General features: G+C 58.5%; 22 protein-coding genes. 10 read left to right on the forward strand and 12 right to left on the reverse strand.

Annotation, left to right across the window (positions count from 1 at the left end; all coding sequences use genetic code 11):
- The first annotated feature begins 4 nt into the window (after window positions 1-4).
- Window positions 5-172 carry a hypothetical protein gene (locus VSX42_RS08095; protein ID WP_326503807.1) on the forward strand — a complete coding sequence of 56 codons (168 nt, stop codon included), beginning with the start codon at window positions 5-7 and terminating at the stop codon, window positions 170-172.
- A 378-nt stretch (window positions 173-550) separates the two neighbouring features.
- Window positions 551-1060, forward strand: coding sequence for a MarR family winged helix-turn-helix transcriptional regulator (locus VSX42_RS08100; protein ID WP_326503808.1), 510 nt, complete (start codon window positions 551-553; stop codon window positions 1058-1060).
- Between the two features lie 84 nt (window positions 1061-1144).
- Here the strand turns inward: VSX42_RS08100 and VSX42_RS08105 are convergent, their stop codons facing one another.
- From VSX42_RS08105 to VSX42_RS08125, 5 genes are all read right to left on the reverse strand, one after another.
- A complete protein-coding gene (locus VSX42_RS08105) occupies window positions 1145-1381 on the reverse strand; it encodes a hypothetical protein (protein WP_326503809.1) in 237 nt (78 codons plus the stop codon).
- 19 nt (window positions 1382-1400) lie between these two features.
- Window positions 1401-1793, reverse strand: coding sequence for a hypothetical protein (locus tag VSX42_RS08110; protein ID WP_326503810.1), 393 nt, complete (start codon window positions 1791-1793; stop codon window positions 1401-1403).
- A gap of 184 nt (window positions 1794-1977) precedes the next feature.
- Window positions 1978-2292, reverse strand: coding sequence for a hypothetical protein (locus VSX42_RS08115; protein WP_326503811.1), 315 nt, complete (start codon window positions 2290-2292; stop codon window positions 1978-1980).
- Between the two features lie 156 nt (window positions 2293-2448).
- Entirely contained in the window at window positions 2449-3687 is a 1239-nt protein-coding gene (gene bioB / locus VSX42_RS08120; RefSeq protein ID WP_326503812.1) for a biotin synthase BioB, read from the reverse strand.
- Window positions 3688-3831: 144 nt separating this feature from the next.
- Window positions 3832-4533 carry a hypothetical protein gene (locus VSX42_RS08125; protein WP_326503813.1) on the reverse strand — a complete coding sequence of 234 codons (702 nt, stop codon included), beginning with the start codon at window positions 4531-4533 and terminating at the stop codon, window positions 3832-3834.
- A gap of 81 nt (window positions 4534-4614) precedes the next feature.
- Between VSX42_RS08125 and VSX42_RS08130 the strand changes: the two genes are divergently transcribed.
- From VSX42_RS08130 to VSX42_RS08155, 6 genes are all read left to right on the forward strand, one after another.
- On the forward strand, window positions 4615-5157 hold the full coding sequence (locus tag VSX42_RS08130) for a TetR/AcrR family transcriptional regulator (protein WP_326503814.1): 543 nt from the start codon (window positions 4615-4617) through the stop codon (window positions 5155-5157).
- A 45-nt stretch (window positions 5158-5202) separates the two neighbouring features.
- The gene (locus VSX42_RS08135) at window positions 5203-6576 is read left to right on the forward strand and encodes a galactokinase (protein ID WP_326503815.1); all 1374 of its coding nucleotides are present in this window, start codon (window positions 5203-5205) and stop codon (window positions 6574-6576) included.
- Window positions 6577-6739: 163 nt separating this feature from the next.
- Entirely contained in the window at window positions 6740-6970 is a 231-nt protein-coding gene (locus tag VSX42_RS08140) for a CsbD family protein (protein ID WP_326503816.1), read from the forward strand.
- 79 nt (window positions 6971-7049) lie between these two features.
- Window positions 7050-7214 (forward strand): ribosome recycling factor, encoded by a 165-nt coding sequence (locus VSX42_RS08145; protein ID WP_326503817.1) that lies wholly within the window; start codon window positions 7050-7052, stop codon window positions 7212-7214.
- Between the two features lie 172 nt (window positions 7215-7386).
- Window positions 7387-7689, forward strand: a complete 303-nt coding sequence (locus VSX42_RS08150; RefSeq protein ID WP_326503818.1) for a glutaredoxin domain-containing protein — start codon at window positions 7387-7389, stop codon at window positions 7687-7689.
- 54 nt (window positions 7690-7743) lie between these two features.
- Complete coding sequence (locus tag VSX42_RS08155) at window positions 7744-8340, forward strand: PepSY domain-containing protein (RefSeq protein WP_326503819.1); 597 nt, start codon at window positions 7744-7746, stop codon at window positions 8338-8340.
- Between the two features lie 245 nt (window positions 8341-8585).
- Here VSX42_RS08155 and VSX42_RS08160 read toward each other — a convergent pair whose 3' ends face one another.
- From VSX42_RS08160 to VSX42_RS08170, 3 genes are all read right to left on the reverse strand, one after another.
- A complete protein-coding gene (locus tag VSX42_RS08160) occupies window positions 8586-9356 on the reverse strand; it encodes a rhomboid family intramembrane serine protease (RefSeq protein ID WP_326503820.1) in 771 nt (256 codons plus the stop codon).
- A gap of 106 nt (window positions 9357-9462) precedes the next feature.
- Window positions 9463-9987, reverse strand: a complete 525-nt coding sequence (locus tag VSX42_RS08165; RefSeq protein ID WP_326503821.1) for a peptidylprolyl isomerase — start codon at window positions 9985-9987, stop codon at window positions 9463-9465.
- A gap of 33 nt (window positions 9988-10020) precedes the next feature.
- Entirely contained in the window at window positions 10021-11268 is a 1248-nt protein-coding gene (locus tag VSX42_RS08170) for an ATP-binding protein (protein ID WP_326503822.1), read from the reverse strand.
- Window positions 11269-11621: 353 nt separating this feature from the next.
- On the opposite strand from VSX42_RS08170, the gene VSX42_RS08175 reads away from it, so the two are divergent.
- Complete coding sequence (locus VSX42_RS08175) at window positions 11622-12254, forward strand: hypothetical protein (protein WP_326503823.1); 633 nt, start codon at window positions 11622-11624, stop codon at window positions 12252-12254.
- A gap of 106 nt (window positions 12255-12360) precedes the next feature.
- Here the strand turns inward: VSX42_RS08175 and VSX42_RS08180 are convergent, their stop codons facing one another.
- Window positions 12361-12576 carry a hypothetical protein gene (locus VSX42_RS08180; RefSeq protein ID WP_326503824.1) on the reverse strand — a complete coding sequence of 72 codons (216 nt, stop codon included), beginning with the start codon at window positions 12574-12576 and terminating at the stop codon, window positions 12361-12363.
- Between the two features lie 746 nt (window positions 12577-13322).
- On the reverse strand, window positions 13323-13895 hold the full coding sequence (locus VSX42_RS08185; protein ID WP_326503825.1) for a hypothetical protein: 573 nt from the start codon (window positions 13893-13895) through the stop codon (window positions 13323-13325).
- Window positions 13896-14305: 410 nt separating this feature from the next.
- Here VSX42_RS08185 and VSX42_RS08190 point away from each other — a divergent pair, with 410 nt between their 5' ends.
- Window positions 14306-14455: a hypothetical protein gene (locus VSX42_RS08190; protein WP_326503826.1), complete on the forward strand. Its 150-nt coding sequence runs from the start codon at window positions 14306-14308 to the stop codon at window positions 14453-14455.
- Window positions 14456-14539: 84 nt separating this feature from the next.
- Here the strand turns inward: VSX42_RS08190 and VSX42_RS08195 are convergent, their stop codons facing one another.
- Together VSX42_RS08195 and VSX42_RS08200 are read right to left on the reverse strand one after the other, a co-directional pair.
- Window positions 14540-14839 (reverse strand): hypothetical protein, encoded by a 300-nt coding sequence (locus VSX42_RS08195; protein WP_326503827.1) that lies wholly within the window; start codon window positions 14837-14839, stop codon window positions 14540-14542.
- 66 nt (window positions 14840-14905) lie between these two features.
- Window positions 14906-16372 (reverse strand): sodium:glutamate symporter, encoded by a 1467-nt coding sequence (locus tag VSX42_RS08200; protein WP_326503828.1) that lies wholly within the window; start codon window positions 16370-16372, stop codon window positions 14906-14908.
- Window positions 16373-16493 lie beyond the last annotated feature (121 nt).

A 16493-nucleotide genomic window follows, 5' to 3' on the forward strand; every position in this document is an offset into this window, starting at 1 on the left:
ACCCATGAACACTCCTTCTATCGTTGTTGTCACGGCAGGTTTGGGCGAGCCGTCCACCACTGCCCTGGATCAGGTGGGGGGGGAGGCCGACGCCCTCATCGTGGTCACCTCGGTCTTCAAGGCAGCAGGCAGTTCAGGACGCCAACACCGGCTCCTTCTTCGGCATTCTTGAGAAAGAGCGGGGCGGCCAGGCACCTGCGGCAGCCTATAAGGCCCCGGGGCTAGAAGCCCTGACGGTCACCCCTTTTGAGGAATTACCGAAACGGAATACACCGGGCGCCTAAAGGGCAGCCTACCGGTACAGCACTGGTGGGGAGGGTAGAAGCCCTCCCCGCCATTCTTTAAGGTGTCTAAATTTTTGCATTTTCGTCCCGCAACTAAAACGGCGTCCTAGCTGGTGAGCGCCAGAGCACCCGTTAACCCGTCTTAATATTTCCCACATATATTCCATACAGGTGACACTGCGCGTTAGGCTGGCACCAGATAGAGATTTTCTGCGAAAGTCTCCTGAACCACACCTACCCACCCGGTAGAGAGGAGAGGAGGTTCTATGGGAACAGCCCCCACACCGGCTCGCTTCACCAAAGAACAGGAAAATCTGTGGAAGATTTACACCAATACTTTAGAGACCCTCAACCTGCACCTCGATAGGTGCCTCAAAGAAGAGGTGAAAATCAAGCTGGCAGACTACAGGATTCTGGCAGCCATCATAGACTCACCACAGAATGATTCCACCGACACCCACCCCGTCGTGCGCATGCGCGACCTAGCCCGCGCCACCAACGTTTCAGCGTCACGGCTGACCTACCAGATTGACGTGCTAGAGAAAAACGGCTGGGTTACCAAGGTTTCTGTGCCCGGCGATAAGCGGGGCAAGGGCGTGATTATCACCCAGCAGGGCCAGCAGGTCTACAGAGAGGCCACCCCGGTCTACACCCGCGAAGTACAGCGCGCAGTCTTTGAGGGGATGGATTCCACCACTGCCCGGGCCCTGGCCCACTTTTCCCGCAGTGTGCTCGGCAAGGTTGCCCACCCCGAGCGCAAGCGGGTAAGAGCCTAGAAGATACACGAGGGGCGGACGCTTAGAAGCGTCCGCCCCTCGTCTTTGCTCTGCCAGTAGGCAGAGCAAAAAAAATTTTAGACTTTACTGCTGGTCAGCAGAACCGGACTTCTGACCCTTGGGGATGACCCCAATCCGCTGCGCCTTGTAGAGCTGCTCGCGGTTGGCCAGTACAACCAGGGCCAGGGCATTGAGGGCCAAACCGATAATGAAAATAATCCAGCCAATCACCATCAGGGCAGTACCGCTGAGGATTGCACCAACAATCAGGGCAGCAACCGAAACTAGGTAAGCGGGGGAGAGAAGAAAGCGGGTATCCATGGGGGTCCTCTCGGTGGTTCTAGCGGACGTGCGGGCGCGGGGCGCGGGAGCGGAAGATACGCTCGTCGCTGGCTGCTTCACCGGCACCAGCGCTAGGTGCTGCCGCTGAGACCAGGGGCTGGGACTCGGTAATGGCCTCGGGCTCGTAAAGGTAAGGGTCAGCGGGCGCACCCTCTTCTTCATACTCTACCTGGGCGTCGGCGTCCGCACCGGCGATTATAGCGGGCAGGGGCCCGCCCTTGAGGCGCTGTACCATCACCAGGGTGGCAAAGACGTTCAGGCCCATACCGGCCAGCAGCACGACCCAACCCAGCACTGATACCCAGGTGGAACTCGCACCCACCATTAAAGCGCCCGCAAAAAGGGCTGCGAGGGAGGTGAAGTATGCCGGGGAGAGGTCTTTGGTGTCCATTGATCCTGATTCTGTGAGAAAATCTTATATTTTAATTTCAGAATATATTGCTTACGTGCCCACCCACCCCAAGAAGCCCGCGTCAAATCTGGGGCTCACATAGGCCTATAACGGAATAAGCACCTACCCATACTAGGTGATGAACCTGCAAATTTCTTGAGTATCACCTAGCCGGTGCCCGGAATCACTCCCGGTCGCGGGCGTCCGCACCCCCAACTACAGGTAGCTGACGGGTTGCCACCCGCAGGGCCTCATCGTCCAGCTCCTTTTGGGCCGAGATAATGCGCATCTCGGTGGTCTTGAAGAGCTGCTCTGCCTCCTCGCGATCCAGCTTGTGCTCGCCAATGATGAAGGACTTAGACAGTGACATGGTGAGCACCCCGGAGCCCTGGTTCATGGCGTCCTGGGCCTGCACCAGCCAGGGCAGGGTCAGGCCGGGGAAGACCATGGTGAAGAAGAGGACAGTCAGCACGATAAAGACAGCCTCGGTGCGCAGCATGCCCCACGAGACGCGCTGGCCAATAGCCCACAGCAGGGCGGCAGGAAGATAGGCAGAATAATCTCGGGCTCAATGTGCAGGCTGGGCATCTTACTCTAGTACCTCAACCTAGGGTGAACCTGCGCCTCAGGTGCGGTTTTGAGATGCCAGCTAGGGCTAGAAGTTGGGGGTGGCATCCGTCCCGACCCCGCGGCGGCGAATCTCGGGGACCAGAATCTCGGGAGTCCGTTGCTCGCTAGCGGGTCGGACGCCGGCGTCCGCCTCCCCCGCGGACGGGTGGGTCCCGCAGGCCCCGGAGCTGCACCCACCGCAGCCACCGGACGCCCCGCAGGGCGCGGTCGCAAGAGCAGTTTCCTGGGCGAGGTCTACGCCGTGGGCGCGCAGGTAGTCCTCATGTTCGGCGACCAGGTCGCGGTCTTCGGCGCCGAGCACCACGAACCCGCCGTCCCGAATCATTTTCAGGTCGTCGAGGGCTGACTGGCCGGTCGAGGTGAGGTAGTCGCCCAGGAAGAGGGAGTTGACCACGTGCAGGGCTAGAGGCTGCAGGGTGCGCAGGTGCATCTCGCGTCCACCCGCCATGCGGAGCTCCTTGTCGGGGGCTACCAGGCGCACGGTGGCCAGAATGCGCAGGCAGCGCATGGGGGTGAGCTCCCAGGTGCCAGCCAGCGGGGTGCCCTCAAAGGGCATAAGGAAGTTGACGGGAATGGAGTCGCCGCCCAGGTCACGCAGGGCAAAAATTGCATCGACCAACTGCTCGTCGGTTTCCTTCATGCCCACTATCAGACCGGAGCAGGCAGAAAGCCCGGCAGACTGGGCCTTATCAACGGTGGCAAGGCGGTCGGCATAGGTGTGGGTGGTGCAGATATCGGCGTAGTGGTCTTCGCTGGTGTTGAGGTTGTGGTTGTAGGCGTCCACTCCGGCCTGCTTGAGACGGTCGGCCTGGCCGTCCTTGAGAATACCCAGGCAGGCGCAAACTTCCACCTGGGGGTGTTCCTCTTTGAGGTCTTCGACCATGGTGGCAACGCGCTCGACGTCACGGTCGGTGGGCCCCTTACCCGAGGCGACCATGCAGACGCGGGAGGCTCCACCCGCGATGCCGTAGCTGGCCTGTTTGACGGCTTCGTCGGTTTTAATCCAGGAGTATTTGAGCACGTCAGCTTCGGAGCCAAGGCGCTGGGAGCAATAGGTGCAGTCTTCGGGGCAGAGGCCGGACTTGAGGTTGACCAGGTAGTTCACCTTAACGGTGTTCCCGAAGTAGTGGCGGCGCAGGCGGGAGGCGGCGTCGACGAGGGCGAAGGTTTCGGCGTCACTGGCGGTCAGGGCGGCAAGTGCTTCGTCGCGGCTTGCGGGCTGGCCAGTCAGGGCGCGGTCGGCGATGGCAGAGAAGTCAATCATGGAACCAGTCAACACCGATTTTGAACGGTGTTCAAATTGTTACTTCTCCCTACACAGCCCACACCAACCAAGGGGCACAAAACTTAAAAGAGACCTCGCGTTATGCGGTCCCTTTTAAGTTTTACGATCCCCTTACAGAAGGTGCTAAGCGCCGCAGCCCCCAGAGCCGCAGGCACAGTTGCCGCCGCAGCCGCTACCGGACGCCGCACCCTCCAGTGCAACCTGGGCATAGGCGTCCGCGTCCTCCACCCCGGCAGCACGCAGGTGCTCTACATACTCAGCTACCAGGTCGCGGTCGCCCGTATCGGCAATGGTGAGGCCAGCGCCCACAATGAGCTTAAGGTCCTCAAAAATCAGGCGGGGCTGGGCGGGGTCTACGGTCAGCACCAACGAGTCCAGGGCACCGACCGCCAGGGGTTGCAGGGAGCGCAAGGTCATTTCGCGACTCTCCCCCAGGTGCAGGCTCTTTACGGGTGCGGCCAGGCGGGCGGCAGCCAGCACGCGCAGGGCCTCCATAGGGGCCAGGGCGGGTATGCCCACAAAGTCCACGTCGATGCGCTCCACCGCGGGATCGGCAGCCAGGTCAGCCAGGGTAGCCGCCAGGGCGTCGGCGGCGAGTGGGGCTGCGACCTCTACGAGGGAGGACGCCACCTGCCGCACGGGTGCACCCAGCAGGTTGGTGGCGGTGATGGTTGAGCCGAAGTGAGTGGCGCGTAGTTCTGCTGCCAGGTCCATAAGGGCGAAGGTGGCGGCAGGGCTGGCGGTGAGCACGTCGTGAAGGTCGGACGGTGAGGCAGTTTCGCCTGCGCGCAGGCGGGCGGCAAGATTTGAAAAGTTGAGGGTCATGGGTCCAAATCTACTCCTCTTCGAGGGAACAGCGCCCGCTGCCAGCTGTTGCCGGGAGCGAAAATAGGTCACAATGAGGGGGTGGCTTTATCCCGTGAAAAGATTCTTGACACCGCTTTTGATGTACTGCGCCAGTTTGGCTTAGCCGACCTTTCGATGCGTCGGCTGGCTACCGAGCTGGGCGTGGCCCCCGGTGCTCTCTACTATCACGTCAAGAATAAGCAGGAGCTTCTAGCCTCACTGGCCTCCCGCATGTTGGCCACGGTTGAGCACCCCCAGGCAGCGGCCACCCCCGCTACCCTGCTCATAACCAGTGAAAACACCTACCGGCAACTTATTCCGGTTAAGGAATGTTCCGAAGTCATCCGCCTAGCCCTGGCTCTTCATCCCGCAACACTCACCCCCGATAGACTAGAACTGCTCGACACCCTTGAAACTGACTTTGAAGCCGCCACCGGCACCCCACAGCCGGCCCTAGCCGCCGAAATTTTCATGCACACCTGCCTGAGCCTCATCGAGCAAGAGCAAACCCGGGCCCTACTCACTGGCAGCACCCCGCCCGCTGAACCACCGGCGTCCTACACCTCCGCCCTCACCGCCATCATCAAGGGCTTCACCGCCTAACCAACCCCACTCAGCCAAGTCCCGCAGAACGAAAAGAATAAGACCGTGACCCTCCGTGTTGAGCCCGCCTGGGCTACCCTGCCAGACCACCGCGCCGAAGTTGAAGCAGCCCGCGCCGCTTTTGTTGAAAAGTACGGCATGGAGCCCGACGGGGTATGGTCAGCGCCCGGGCGCCTCAACCTGCTGGGTGAATACATCGACTTTCTCGGCGGCTCCTGCATGCCTATGCCCCTGCCCTACCGCACCTATGTCGCGGGTAGGCTGCGCACCGACGGGGTGCTGCGGGCGGCGTCCTTGCAGATGCCGGGGGACGACCGCACGGTCGTAATTCACGAGATTACCCCGGGCACTTTTAAGGGCTGGTTCACCTATGTGGCGGGGGTAGCCTGGGCCATGAACCGGGAGGGTGGCAAGGATATCGCCCTGCCCCATAATTTTGGGGCTGACCTGCTGATTACCTCGCAGGTGCCGGTGGGCGGGGGCCTGTCGTCCTCTGCCGCCCTGGAATGCTCCACAGCCCTGGCCCTGCTAGATCTTTCCTGTCCCCTGCGCCAGGGGTGCGACTGTACAGAGGCTCTACCCTCTGACCTCTCCCCCGCCAACGACGCCCTGCGTGCCCGCCTGGCCCAGGTCTGTATTCGCGCCGAGAACGAGGTGGCGGGGGCCCGCACCGGCGGCCTCGACCAGACCGCTTCGCTGCGTTCGGCACCGGGCAAGGCCCTGGTGGTGGACTTCCGCGATTTCTCTATCAACCCGCTAACCGTTGATGTGGCGAGCGTTGATTTGGGCTGGCTGGTCATCAATACCAATACCCCCCACGAGCTGGCGGGGGGTGAGTTTGCTGCCCGCCGCGAGGCGAACGAGGCGGTAACCGAGGCGATGGGGCTGGACTATCTGCGCAATGCCCTGCCCGAGGATCTCACCTGTGCCGGCATGAGCGAGCGCGAGGCTAAACAGTGCCGCCTGGATCTGGTGGATCAAACCGTCAACCGTGCTCTGGTTGCCCTGGATGAGACCGGCCAGCCCCGCACCTTCCCGCGCGGCTGGGTGCGCCACACCCTGCACGATATGACCCTGGTGGAGCGGGCAGCCTACCTGCTGGGCCGCAAGGACGCCGGTGAGCCGGTTGACTGGAGCGAGCTGGGCAGGCTCTTTACCGAGAGTTTTGTGTCGATGCGCGATGAGCTGCGCGTTTCGCGCCCCGAAATTGACCTGGCAGTTGATACCTGCCTGGCGGCCGGAGCCCTGGGAGCCCGTATTGTGGGTGGCGGCTTTGGCGGGGCTGTGATGGCCCTACTGCCAACCCACCTGTTGGAGCCGGCGGCAGAGCGGGTAGCTCTGGCCTATGCCCAGCGAGGCTATGCTGACCCCGAGTTCCTGCCCATGGTGGCGGGCTTCCCGGCAGACCGGGACATCTAGTTTCTTCTTCTGTATCAGGGTAATTCTGGGCTCATCACCAGAATTTTCTCAGCCTACTGGGTTTCTTTTTGCAGCACTAGTGCGTAAACTTATCAACAAGGGAAGCCTACGAACTATCCCTGCATTCCAAGCTCGCGCAGGCGAGAAACGAAAGGAGCCCACCATGGCTGCAGAAGACAAGATTGAAAACGGCCTCGACAACCTCGCTGGCAAGGCCAAGGAGGCCGGTGGCAAGCTGACCGGCGATGACCGTCTCGAAGCTGAGGGCAAGGCCGACCAGGTTCAGGCCCAGGCTAAGGACAAGGTCGACGAAGCCAAGCAGACCATCTCAGACGGTGTTGATAAGGCCAAGGACGCCATCAACGGCATCAAGGATTCCATCAAGAAGGACTAGTCTCACCCCTTTCAGGCGCTAAACTGCTAGTGGGTACCCATTTCGGGGCCCCTCGCACCGAGAAAGAAAGGTGAAACCCATGGGTTTCGATCTCAACAGCTCCCTTAATGACGGCATCGACAAGGCTCAGGACGCCATCAACGAGAAGGCTGGCAAGGAAGTTGTCAGCGAAGAAAACACTGAGAAGGCTAAGGAAGCCGCTGCCGGCGCCGCCACCAAGCTCACCGAGAAATTCGGTAAGTAAAACCGTCTTTAAGGTTTTATCCCTATCGCCGGGTGCTCACAATGTATCGTGGGCGCCCGGCGATAGCTGTATCTACCCATCTCGCAGAGGTCTTGTCGCAAAAAGTGGGAATATCAGATCCCCCGCCGCGTTGTACCAGGTACCTCTACCGTTTTTGAATAAGGAGTTTTCTATGCCGAGCGTATCTTCTACCCACGCCGCTGCCGAGCAGTTCGTCGCCGAAGGCGGCGTCGCAATTTATTGGCGCCCGGGTTGCCCCTTCTGCCAGCGCCTGGATGCCGGTCTCGGCGAGGTAGGCGAGCGGGCTATCTGGGTCAATATTTGGGAGGACGCGGACGCCGAGGCTTATGTAAAGAGCGTCAATGACGGTAACGCTGTGGTGCCGACCGTCCGCACCGCGGAGCGGTCTTTTGTTGCCTCAGCGGCAAGCGCTCCGCAGACCGTAGCTGAGCTCATTGAGGCATCGGGCAAGTAAGCGCTTAAGCCTTATTTTAATGTTGGCTTCATGCGGGCCTGAGAGAATGGAGTCATGATGTTTTCTGCGAAAAAGACTGTTCTTGTATCCTCCGGCGCGGTACTGGCCCTGGCCCTTGCGGCCTGCGGGTCAGGCAGTGCCGAGACGAGCGCCCCGCGAACTTCTGTGGCAACAAGCAGTGCAGCTGCTAATAGCCAGGCTACGGCGTCCGCAAGCCCCTCCCCCACCATTGAGGGCCCTGCCGAGACCGGGGCCCTGCTCGCCGCTATTGAGCAGGGCCTAGCTGCCCGCCCGGGTGGCACCGTGGTGCAGGTGGATGAAGAGGATGAAACCCAAGATAGCTTCGACCTTGCCATAGTGGTTGACGGAATCAAGCATGAGTTCACCCTCTTTGCAGATGGGTCTGTGGCAGATGAGAAAACCAGCGAGGATGCCGAGGATGTAGCACGGGCCGCTGCTGCCCAGGTTCTGGCTGCGGACGCCGTCCGCACCGCCGCTGAGGGGCGCGGCGGGCAGATTGCTACCGACCTTGATCTTGATGACCAGAACGGTGCCCTGGTGTGGGAGGTTGATTTTGAGGACGCCCGTGGCAACGACCTGGGGTCGGTCAAGGTTGATGCCCTCACAGGTGAAGTAGTGCCTGCCGAGTAATTTTTTGAAATTACAGGTTTTCTACACCCTGCGAATAGAAGTTATCCACAGGTGGGGATAAAACTGGGGAAATCTCTTACACCGGTGTAATTACAGGCGGCAGTTAAAGCTTTTTGGTGCTGTGCACAGGTTTTTAACATCTATGGAATTACATGCCTGTAGTTATTAACAGCTGTGGATAAGTCCTGTGGACAAAGAGTGAGGGCCCACCGTACTGGCGGACCCTCACTCTTTTTGCACTGTTTTTACGGCCTGCGCGGGCGACTCGGTAGCCGGTCAAGAACAGCAGCAACCAGAGCGCCGGTCACCAGGCCACCGAGGTGGGCTTCCCAGGAGATACCCGGCATGAGGAAGCCAAAGGCGAAGTTGATCGCCACCAGAATCACGATGCTACTGGTGCTCTGCTGGCGGGCCCGGGAGAGAGCGAAGAAGGCTCCAAAGAGGCCAAAGACGCCGCCGGATGCCCCCAGGGTGCTCACCTCCATACCTCCCAGCACCGAGGCCAGCAGGTGCACGGCCACAGAGCCACCAATGATTGAGAGTAGGTAGGTTGCAAGGAACTTCGCCTTCCCCATCAAGGGTTCAAGGGCCTGCCCAAAGAGGTAGAGGGTGAACATGTTGAGCAGAAGGTGGGTGATATTGCTGGGCGAATGCAAGAACCCAGAGGTCAGCAGACGGTACCACTGGCCCGTGTACTCCACATAGAGGGGGTTGTAGATACCGAAGGTAGTAACGCTCGGGAAGATAAACTGCAGAATCCACACCACAATATTCATGCCGATAAGGGCATATGTAATAGTGGGGCGAGCTTTAGCGTAGCGAATCCGCGGGGCTGAACGCTGCGTTTCTGCCAGGCAGTCCACGCACATCATGCCCACCTCAAGCGGCACCTGGCACTGCCCGCAAGCTAGCCGCCCGCAGCGTCCGCAACGCACATAGGTCACCTGGTCAGGGTGGCGGGGGCACACCGTAGTCTCATCACTGGAATAGCCGTACCTGCCGACCTGCTCACTCACGCGTTCGTCCTTTCAACTGCGGCGTTAGCCGCTCAAAAAAAATTTTCTAGGGTAGAGCAAAGGCCCACCCAGGAAGGGGCGGGCCTTGCACTAACCTACGTAAGGTTTAGAGTTCTTCGATGTCGATGGAGGAGATAACGACGTCCTCGACGGGGCGGTCCATAGCGCCGGTTGCTACGCCTTCAATGGCGTCAACGACCTTCTTGGAGTCCTCATCTGCTACCTCACCGAAGATGGTGTGGCGGCCGTTGAGCCAGGGGGTCTCAACGGTGGTGATGAAGAACTGGGAACCGTTGGTGCCGGGGCCTGCGTTGGCCATGGCCAGCAGGTAGGGCTTGTTGAAGCTCAGTTCGGGGTGGATTTCGTCCTTGAACTGGTAGCCGGGGCCGCCGATACCCTGACCGAGGGGGTCGCCACCCTGAATCATGAAGTCGCGGATGATGCGGTGGAAGATGACGTCCTTGTAGAGGGGGCCGTCCTGCACTTCGCCGGTGCGGGGGTGGCGCCATTCCTGGGTGCCATCTGACAGGCCGATGAAGTTCTTAACGGTCAGCGGTGCGTGGTTACCGAAGAGGTTAACGACGATGTCACCGTGGTTGGTGTGAATAGTTGCTTTTGCAGTTGCAGTCATGCCCCTATTCTCGCACGGGCAGGTGGGCAGCCGCTAGATATGACCTGAGCTTTTGCGGTGAGTGAAAGGGGCGGACGCCGGGGCGCGGCCTATACCTGCCCCCGCCTGTCTCAGCACGAATTCCTGCATTCCCGGCACTGTAAAGGCCAGCTGGCCTACACCCGGTGAGTACACCAGCCCTTTTTCGATGAGGGATTTACGCACCACGCTGGTTCCGTTAGCTGTCTTATCCAGAGCCTCTGCAATTTCGCCGGTACGGGCGGCCTGACCTTTCATCACGCGGGCCATAGCAACCAGGTAGTCCTGTTCTGCAGCGGTAGTCCGCTGCCAGCGGGTGAGGTAAAAACCGCTATCTAGTTCGCTTCGCCCTACGGCAAGGCCAGCAAGCACATCGTCGTCGGTGATGGTTTGTTGGGCGGTAGAGTTCCAGATAGCCTGCCCGTACTGCTGAATGAAGTAGGGGTAGCCCTGCGAGGCTACGGTTGCTTTTTCGAGGGCGCTTTCTACGATATGGCCGCCGGGCCTGCGGATAGGTTCGATGAAAGCCCGCCGGGTCGCATCCGGGGTAAGAGCACCTATTTCGCGGTAGCTGAAGAGGCCTTCGGCGTAGGTTTTGATTTCCCCTAGCCGGGTGGGTACTGAGGGCAGACCGGCCCCGATGATGTAAAAAGGCAGTTCCCGTTGCCCTGCTTCGTGCTGGGTTGTCAGGAGCATATCGAGCAGTTCACTATCGAGGTCTTGGATTTCGTCAATGAAAAAACCGATAGCTTTAGGCTGGGGAAGCTCTTTGAGGGCTTCTGCCAGGTTCAGGATTGCTTCGGGGAAGTCTATTTCGAGGACGCCGGTGGTGAAAGCGGGTTCGTCAGCCTTGGGTTTGAGCACTAGGCGGGCTTGGGCAAAGCCCAGCGTCAGTGATAGTTCGGCGATGGAGGCGATTGCTCGCTGTATCGCACTTCCAGTATGCCCCTGGGTGGCTACCCTGGTCTGCTGGGCAAGATCTCGTGCGAGTTTGATACGAAGCTGTTTCTGGGCAGAGGAAGTAAGGCTCCCTTCAAGTCTGAGGGTGAGCCAGCCGGAGCGTTCTGCATGGGTTTCTAGCCTGCGAAGTAAGACGGTTTTACCGACTCCGCGCAGACCGTAGAGCATAAGCCCCCTATCGGTCAGGCGCATTTTGCTACGGGCTACGAGCCTGTCGAAGTCAAGGATTTCTTGGTCTCGACCTGTAAGTTCAGGCGGTGTGAGCCCTGCTCCGGGAGTGAAGGGGTTGAGGTCTTGATTCATCGTTCGCTACTTTCTAAATCTTTCTAAGGCATTCTAAAAAATATTTTAGAATGCCTTAGAAAGATTTAGAACCGCATATCCCCCGAATGTGACTCTGCGTCCCGAGCGTCCGTTCAAACAACACCCCCTCGGGAATTCACGTCGCATTCGAGCGGGCGCACCCCGGCGTCCGCGCACTCTTCAGAAGCCCTTAACTTTAGCGGGCAGAGAAACACGAGGGTTTTTGTGCCGCCTCAAAGCACTTTTACGGTTTTAGAAAGTAAGCTGATACTAAATGTAAGTTGCTTGCCACCGCACTCTACTCGAACTCACGGGTTTAGTTAGGGGCAGCCCCACACATGGAGGAAACAACCATGGCACTGTGCAAGAAGAGCAAGGCTAAGAAGGCTCAGAAGCAGGCAGAGAAGTTCTTCTCAAAGGCTGCTAAGAACACCGGTAAGAAGGCTGACAAGCTGACCGCCCTGGCTGAGAAGAAGGCTGCTCGCGCCGAGAAGCTGACCGGCCAGAAGGTTTCAGCGCTGCAGAAGGCTGCTGAGAAGCAGGGTAAGAACATCTCAAAGGCAACCCAGTCTGTTGCTAAGGACAGTTCCAAGAAGCTGGAGAAGGTCCAGTCCACTCTGGCCGACAAGATCCAGCACACCATCGACGACGTCACCCCCGCCGTTGAAAACGCTGTAGCAACCGCCCGCGTTAAGGCTGCCGACGTTGCAAGCACCGTTGCAGATAAGCTCTCTGACGCTGAGGTTCCCACCCAGGTTGAGACCGTTGCTGCTAAGGTCACCGGCGACAAGAAGGCCCTGAAGAAGGCTCAGAAGGCCGCCGTTAAGGCTGCTAAGGGCTACGCCAAGGAGCAGAAGAAGGCTGCTAAGAGCGGCAACAAGGGCCTGCTGGTCTTCGGTCTGATCGTTGCTGGCGCTGTTGCCGGCGCGGCTGCTTTCAAGGCTTCTCGCCCCGTTGAGGACCCCTGGAAGACCCCCGCCGCATAGTCTTCACGAACCACTAGCCCGCGTCCTTAGCTCGCTCACCGCGAGCGCGGACGCCCGGCCCCGGCTCCCGCGCAGGGAGGCCGGGGCCTTTGCTGTAGGGGGGGGCTTATTCTGAGGTTCCTGATGTGTAGATGTCCCAGCGGCCCTCGAAGTAAGCCGAGGTGGTGGCGTCCATCAGGTCAAGGGTGAAGGCGCTGCCAATTGCCGTTCCCTGCACGCCTTCGACCATGGCCTGGCGGGCGGCGTCCGTATCGCCTGTGTAGGCCTCAAAGCGGGCGGTCACAAAGTAGTCGGTAGAGTCCCGGTATTTGTTGATGCTCACGACTTCTAACCTCTCGGTGTGCGCCGCGAATACCTGGGCAACGGAGGCGGCAGAGTATGACCAGGCTTGCGTCTCGCTCAACGGACCGAAGACGAAAACCTGTACCGTCTCGGTGTCAACCTGAGTTTCCTCCACGTACGAGACGCTCTCAACCGCTCGGCAGGTGAATATAGGTGGAGTGGGTGGATTCCCGCTGGAAGATTCCGCTGGTGCCACCGAGCTGCGGCACCGCCTGGCGAGGCAAATTAGAAGCCCGCGAACGGCTTGAACATCAGATAGCAGAACGTAAATGGAAGGTTCTCTCAGGTGGCACAACAAAGTAACCCAAGTACCTGCTTAGAAGTATCTGCGCAAAATGGTGGACGACAAAGGCCATTCCTGGCCAGAAACAGCTAAATTTGTTTGGTCTACACTACGGCGCTGTGAAGCGCCGTGCTTATCGTGCTCGTAAAGAGCGTAAAGGTGAGCATATAGAGGCAGATTAATTAAGGGGCGAGGGATTATTCCCTCGCCCCTTAATATTTATCTAACCCTTCAACCATTTTTCTCTAGAATACATTAAACATGCAATAGAGCCGATAGTTATTGAGACAACCCCAATTACGGAGTTTAGCAAATTATTATAATCAGTTATAAGTGTTGCTACTAGTACAAAACTTCCTAAAAGGATGGCTACTAGACCGAAGATAAATCCTACAAATAGTTTTTTATTTTCACTATGCACAGCTTATCAGCCCTTTTTATCTCTACTGCTGTTTTCCGAAACACTGGTATGCAGCATTTGCACCAGCAGCGCCAGCGGCAATACCAGCACCACCCACAACAAGACCCCCACCAAAAGTAAGCGGTGCTGTAAGGGCAGCTCCTACGCCACCAATAAACGCACCAGCGGCGCCGACGGCAGAAAGAGCACACTCAACGTTATCCCTAAACGGAGACTGCAACTTCACTGCATCTTCAGCAATTGGAGAATCATATTTAGCGACAATACTATTACCACTCAGGCTATAGCTAACTTCCCTCTCAGTGCCATCATTAAGGTGGATATGGGAGCTGAGAACTGCTACTTCTCCATCTGAATCAAGTAGATGGACAGAACCATCTTCTTGCATCACTGCACTACCGTTTTCAATTTCAGCAGAAAATCCATGGGCATTGACTTCGTGAATATTTAAGAAGGCTTGCTTGTGACTTTGACTATTAGAGATAGTAGCATTTTCAGGTTCCTGCGTATAAGCAGCAGATAGTGTTCCACCTGCCATGCCAATAACCAATACACCAGTCGCAAGACTAGCTGAAATTTTCTTTACAATAGTCATTGTTTTAGTCCTTATCCCCAGAGCATCTTTACCCTGGTATTGGGGATTACTTCAATCCAATCAAATTTCTTAAGCTAAGTCAACTTGGCATATAACAGCTTGATAACAACACTAGCAAAACCCCTAGTCAGCACGCCCTCGAAAAACTACGCAACACGCTTACCACCGGGGTGTTAGGCGGCAACACCACCCACACCCAAATAGAACTACCTGGCTTATTGGATGCACGAAGTGTGCCGGAAAAATCAGCACCCCGTCAGGGGGTAATCGCTAGCAGTTTTTACATCCATCTCAGGGGCAGGGGGGCGCACGTTTTTGTCACGGCCCTTGGGGTCCAAAATAGTTTTGGCATACGACATCGTAGCTGTACCTCATTCACAGGCTAGAAGGTTCAACAGGGGAGGTTCTTTATGGGAATGTTAGACGCATTTGATGAGATTGCTAACGCAAATTGGCCCGATGGGGGCTACAAGGTCTTTGTTAAGCTCCTGGGCCGGCTGGACTTTGAGAACTACCTACACCTGGATGTGAAGGCATTGGCTGAAGGAATGGGGGCGTAGCCGAGAATCTGTCTCACCCTCGATTAAGAGATTTATGGAACGTGGAATCCTACACCGCGGCCCGCGCGTAGGTCGTTCCTACACCTACCGACTCGACCCCGGCACCACCTGGGCTAGGTGCTCGGCCAGCGCCCCCGACTCTATACTGCCGGTATCGACAACGCTAAGCCAGATGGCATCTGAGTTTAAGGAACCGTCATCAGCCAGCAGCGATGAATCCCAGATACTCCCACCACCCAGCGTCATGTGGCTACGGGACCCCGCGAAATAGGCTACAAGAGCCAGAACCAGCACCGTAGGAACAGCCAGCACACCCAGCAGAATCAGAATATTACGCCGGGTGTACGACCTGTTGTCGATTTCGGGGTTGCGAGCACCGGGCACCGTGGCAGGTACTGCTTTAGCCGGCGGAGGCGGGGCACCCGGCCGCGCTCGCGCGTCCTGCCACGTCTAAGCGTCCTTAGCCTTGACCTGCTGCATCTGCTGGGTGTGGCGCTCGCGGTCCTTCATCTCCTTGGGGCGCAGGAAGATGAGCCCCACCGCGATGGAGATAATGAAGATGGCGAGCATGACGAAGAAGAGGGGCCAGATACCGATCAGGTAAATGACGGGCACCGCCAGGGCCGTGACCAGGCCACCGCCGAAGAAGGGCTCAAAGACCAGCTGCTTGTAGCCAAAGGCTTCGAAGGCCGGGGATTCGCCCTTGGGGTCAACAACGCGCATCAGAATCAGGCCGGTGGCGGTCACGCCCATGGACTGCCCAAAGTCGCCGATGCCGCGTTCGAACCAGTAGCGGCCAATCAGGCGCGGGGCCAGCCAGAGGAAGATAGCCACGTTGAAGCCGATACCGGCCACCGCCAGAATGGCGAAGACAGCAAGGTTCTCACCCACAGCCTGCAGAGACAGGTTGGCGATAGCGGCGACGATGAGGAAGTCCAGAGCCCAGCCCTGAATACGTAGCATCATCTGGTGGTCGATGATAGAAGCGGCCCCTACCGCCTTAGCTGCCATCTGCACGATGACGCCACCGAGCAGAGCCATGGGGAAGAGCGGAACATAGGCGAAGATTTCAAGCGGGGTGTTCTCGTCCAGCATGATAGAGGCGTAGGTCTGCTGTTCAATCCAGCGCAGGCCCTCCAGAATCAGCCAGCCAATCAGCACAGCCAGAGCCATAATCGCCATGTGCAAAGAGAGCGGCTCGACCGATGCGGGGCGGGAGGTCATGGTGCCAGCGGAGTAGTGCTCATCTTCGCGGAAGAGGCCCTTCTGCTCTGCGATTGACATCTTGGCATCGCCCTTGAGAATTTCGGTCTTGCCGGTGCGCACGCCCCAGTTGATGAGGGCAATACCGATGACGATACCACCCACGATACCTACGGTTGCCAGACCAACTGCCAGGTCGGCGCCTTCGCCGAAGCCCAGGTCTTCCATGACGCCGCGCATACCGGCAGCGGTCCCATGCCCGCCCTCGAAGGCAATTTCGATCAGGGCACCAGTCATGGGTGAGGCTGCAAAAACAGGTACAAGGATCAGGGCTGCCAGGAGCAGGCCAACAACGTACTGACCGGAGCCCAGGGCGACGCCCAAGGAAAGCTGGGGGCCGGCGAGCTGCACGGCCCGCTTGGGAGTGGGGAGCTCTTGGCCCAGGAACATGGTTGCAAAGATGACGCTGATGAGCAGGCCGGGGAGGGCTCCCCAGGTGGTGAGCATGGCGTCGGTGAAGAGGCCGTTTTCGCCCCAGGGGCCGGAGAGCCGGCCAAGTACCTGGGGCCCGAGCAGGAGCAGCAGGATGCCCGCCACGATGGAGCTGGGCAGGAAGAGGGTTTGCACCCAGCCGACTTTGACTCGAATAATCTTGCCGATGAGAAGGGCTACGCCGAGGATGAGGAGGGCGAAGCCAACTGCTTGTGGTGACATGGTTTTGCCTTTGTTCTCGCTGGTGCGTCCTTGCACCTGCAATCACACAAGATTGCAACATTACTTACTTTTGAAGTGTTTAGTTTACCTATATAGGGCTGCCTCTGGCTATTTATGGCAG

Origin of the sequence: Rothia nasimurium, assembly GCF_035916755.1 — a bacterium.
Lineage (GTDB): Bacteria > Actinomycetota > Actinomycetes > Actinomycetales > Micrococcaceae > Rothia.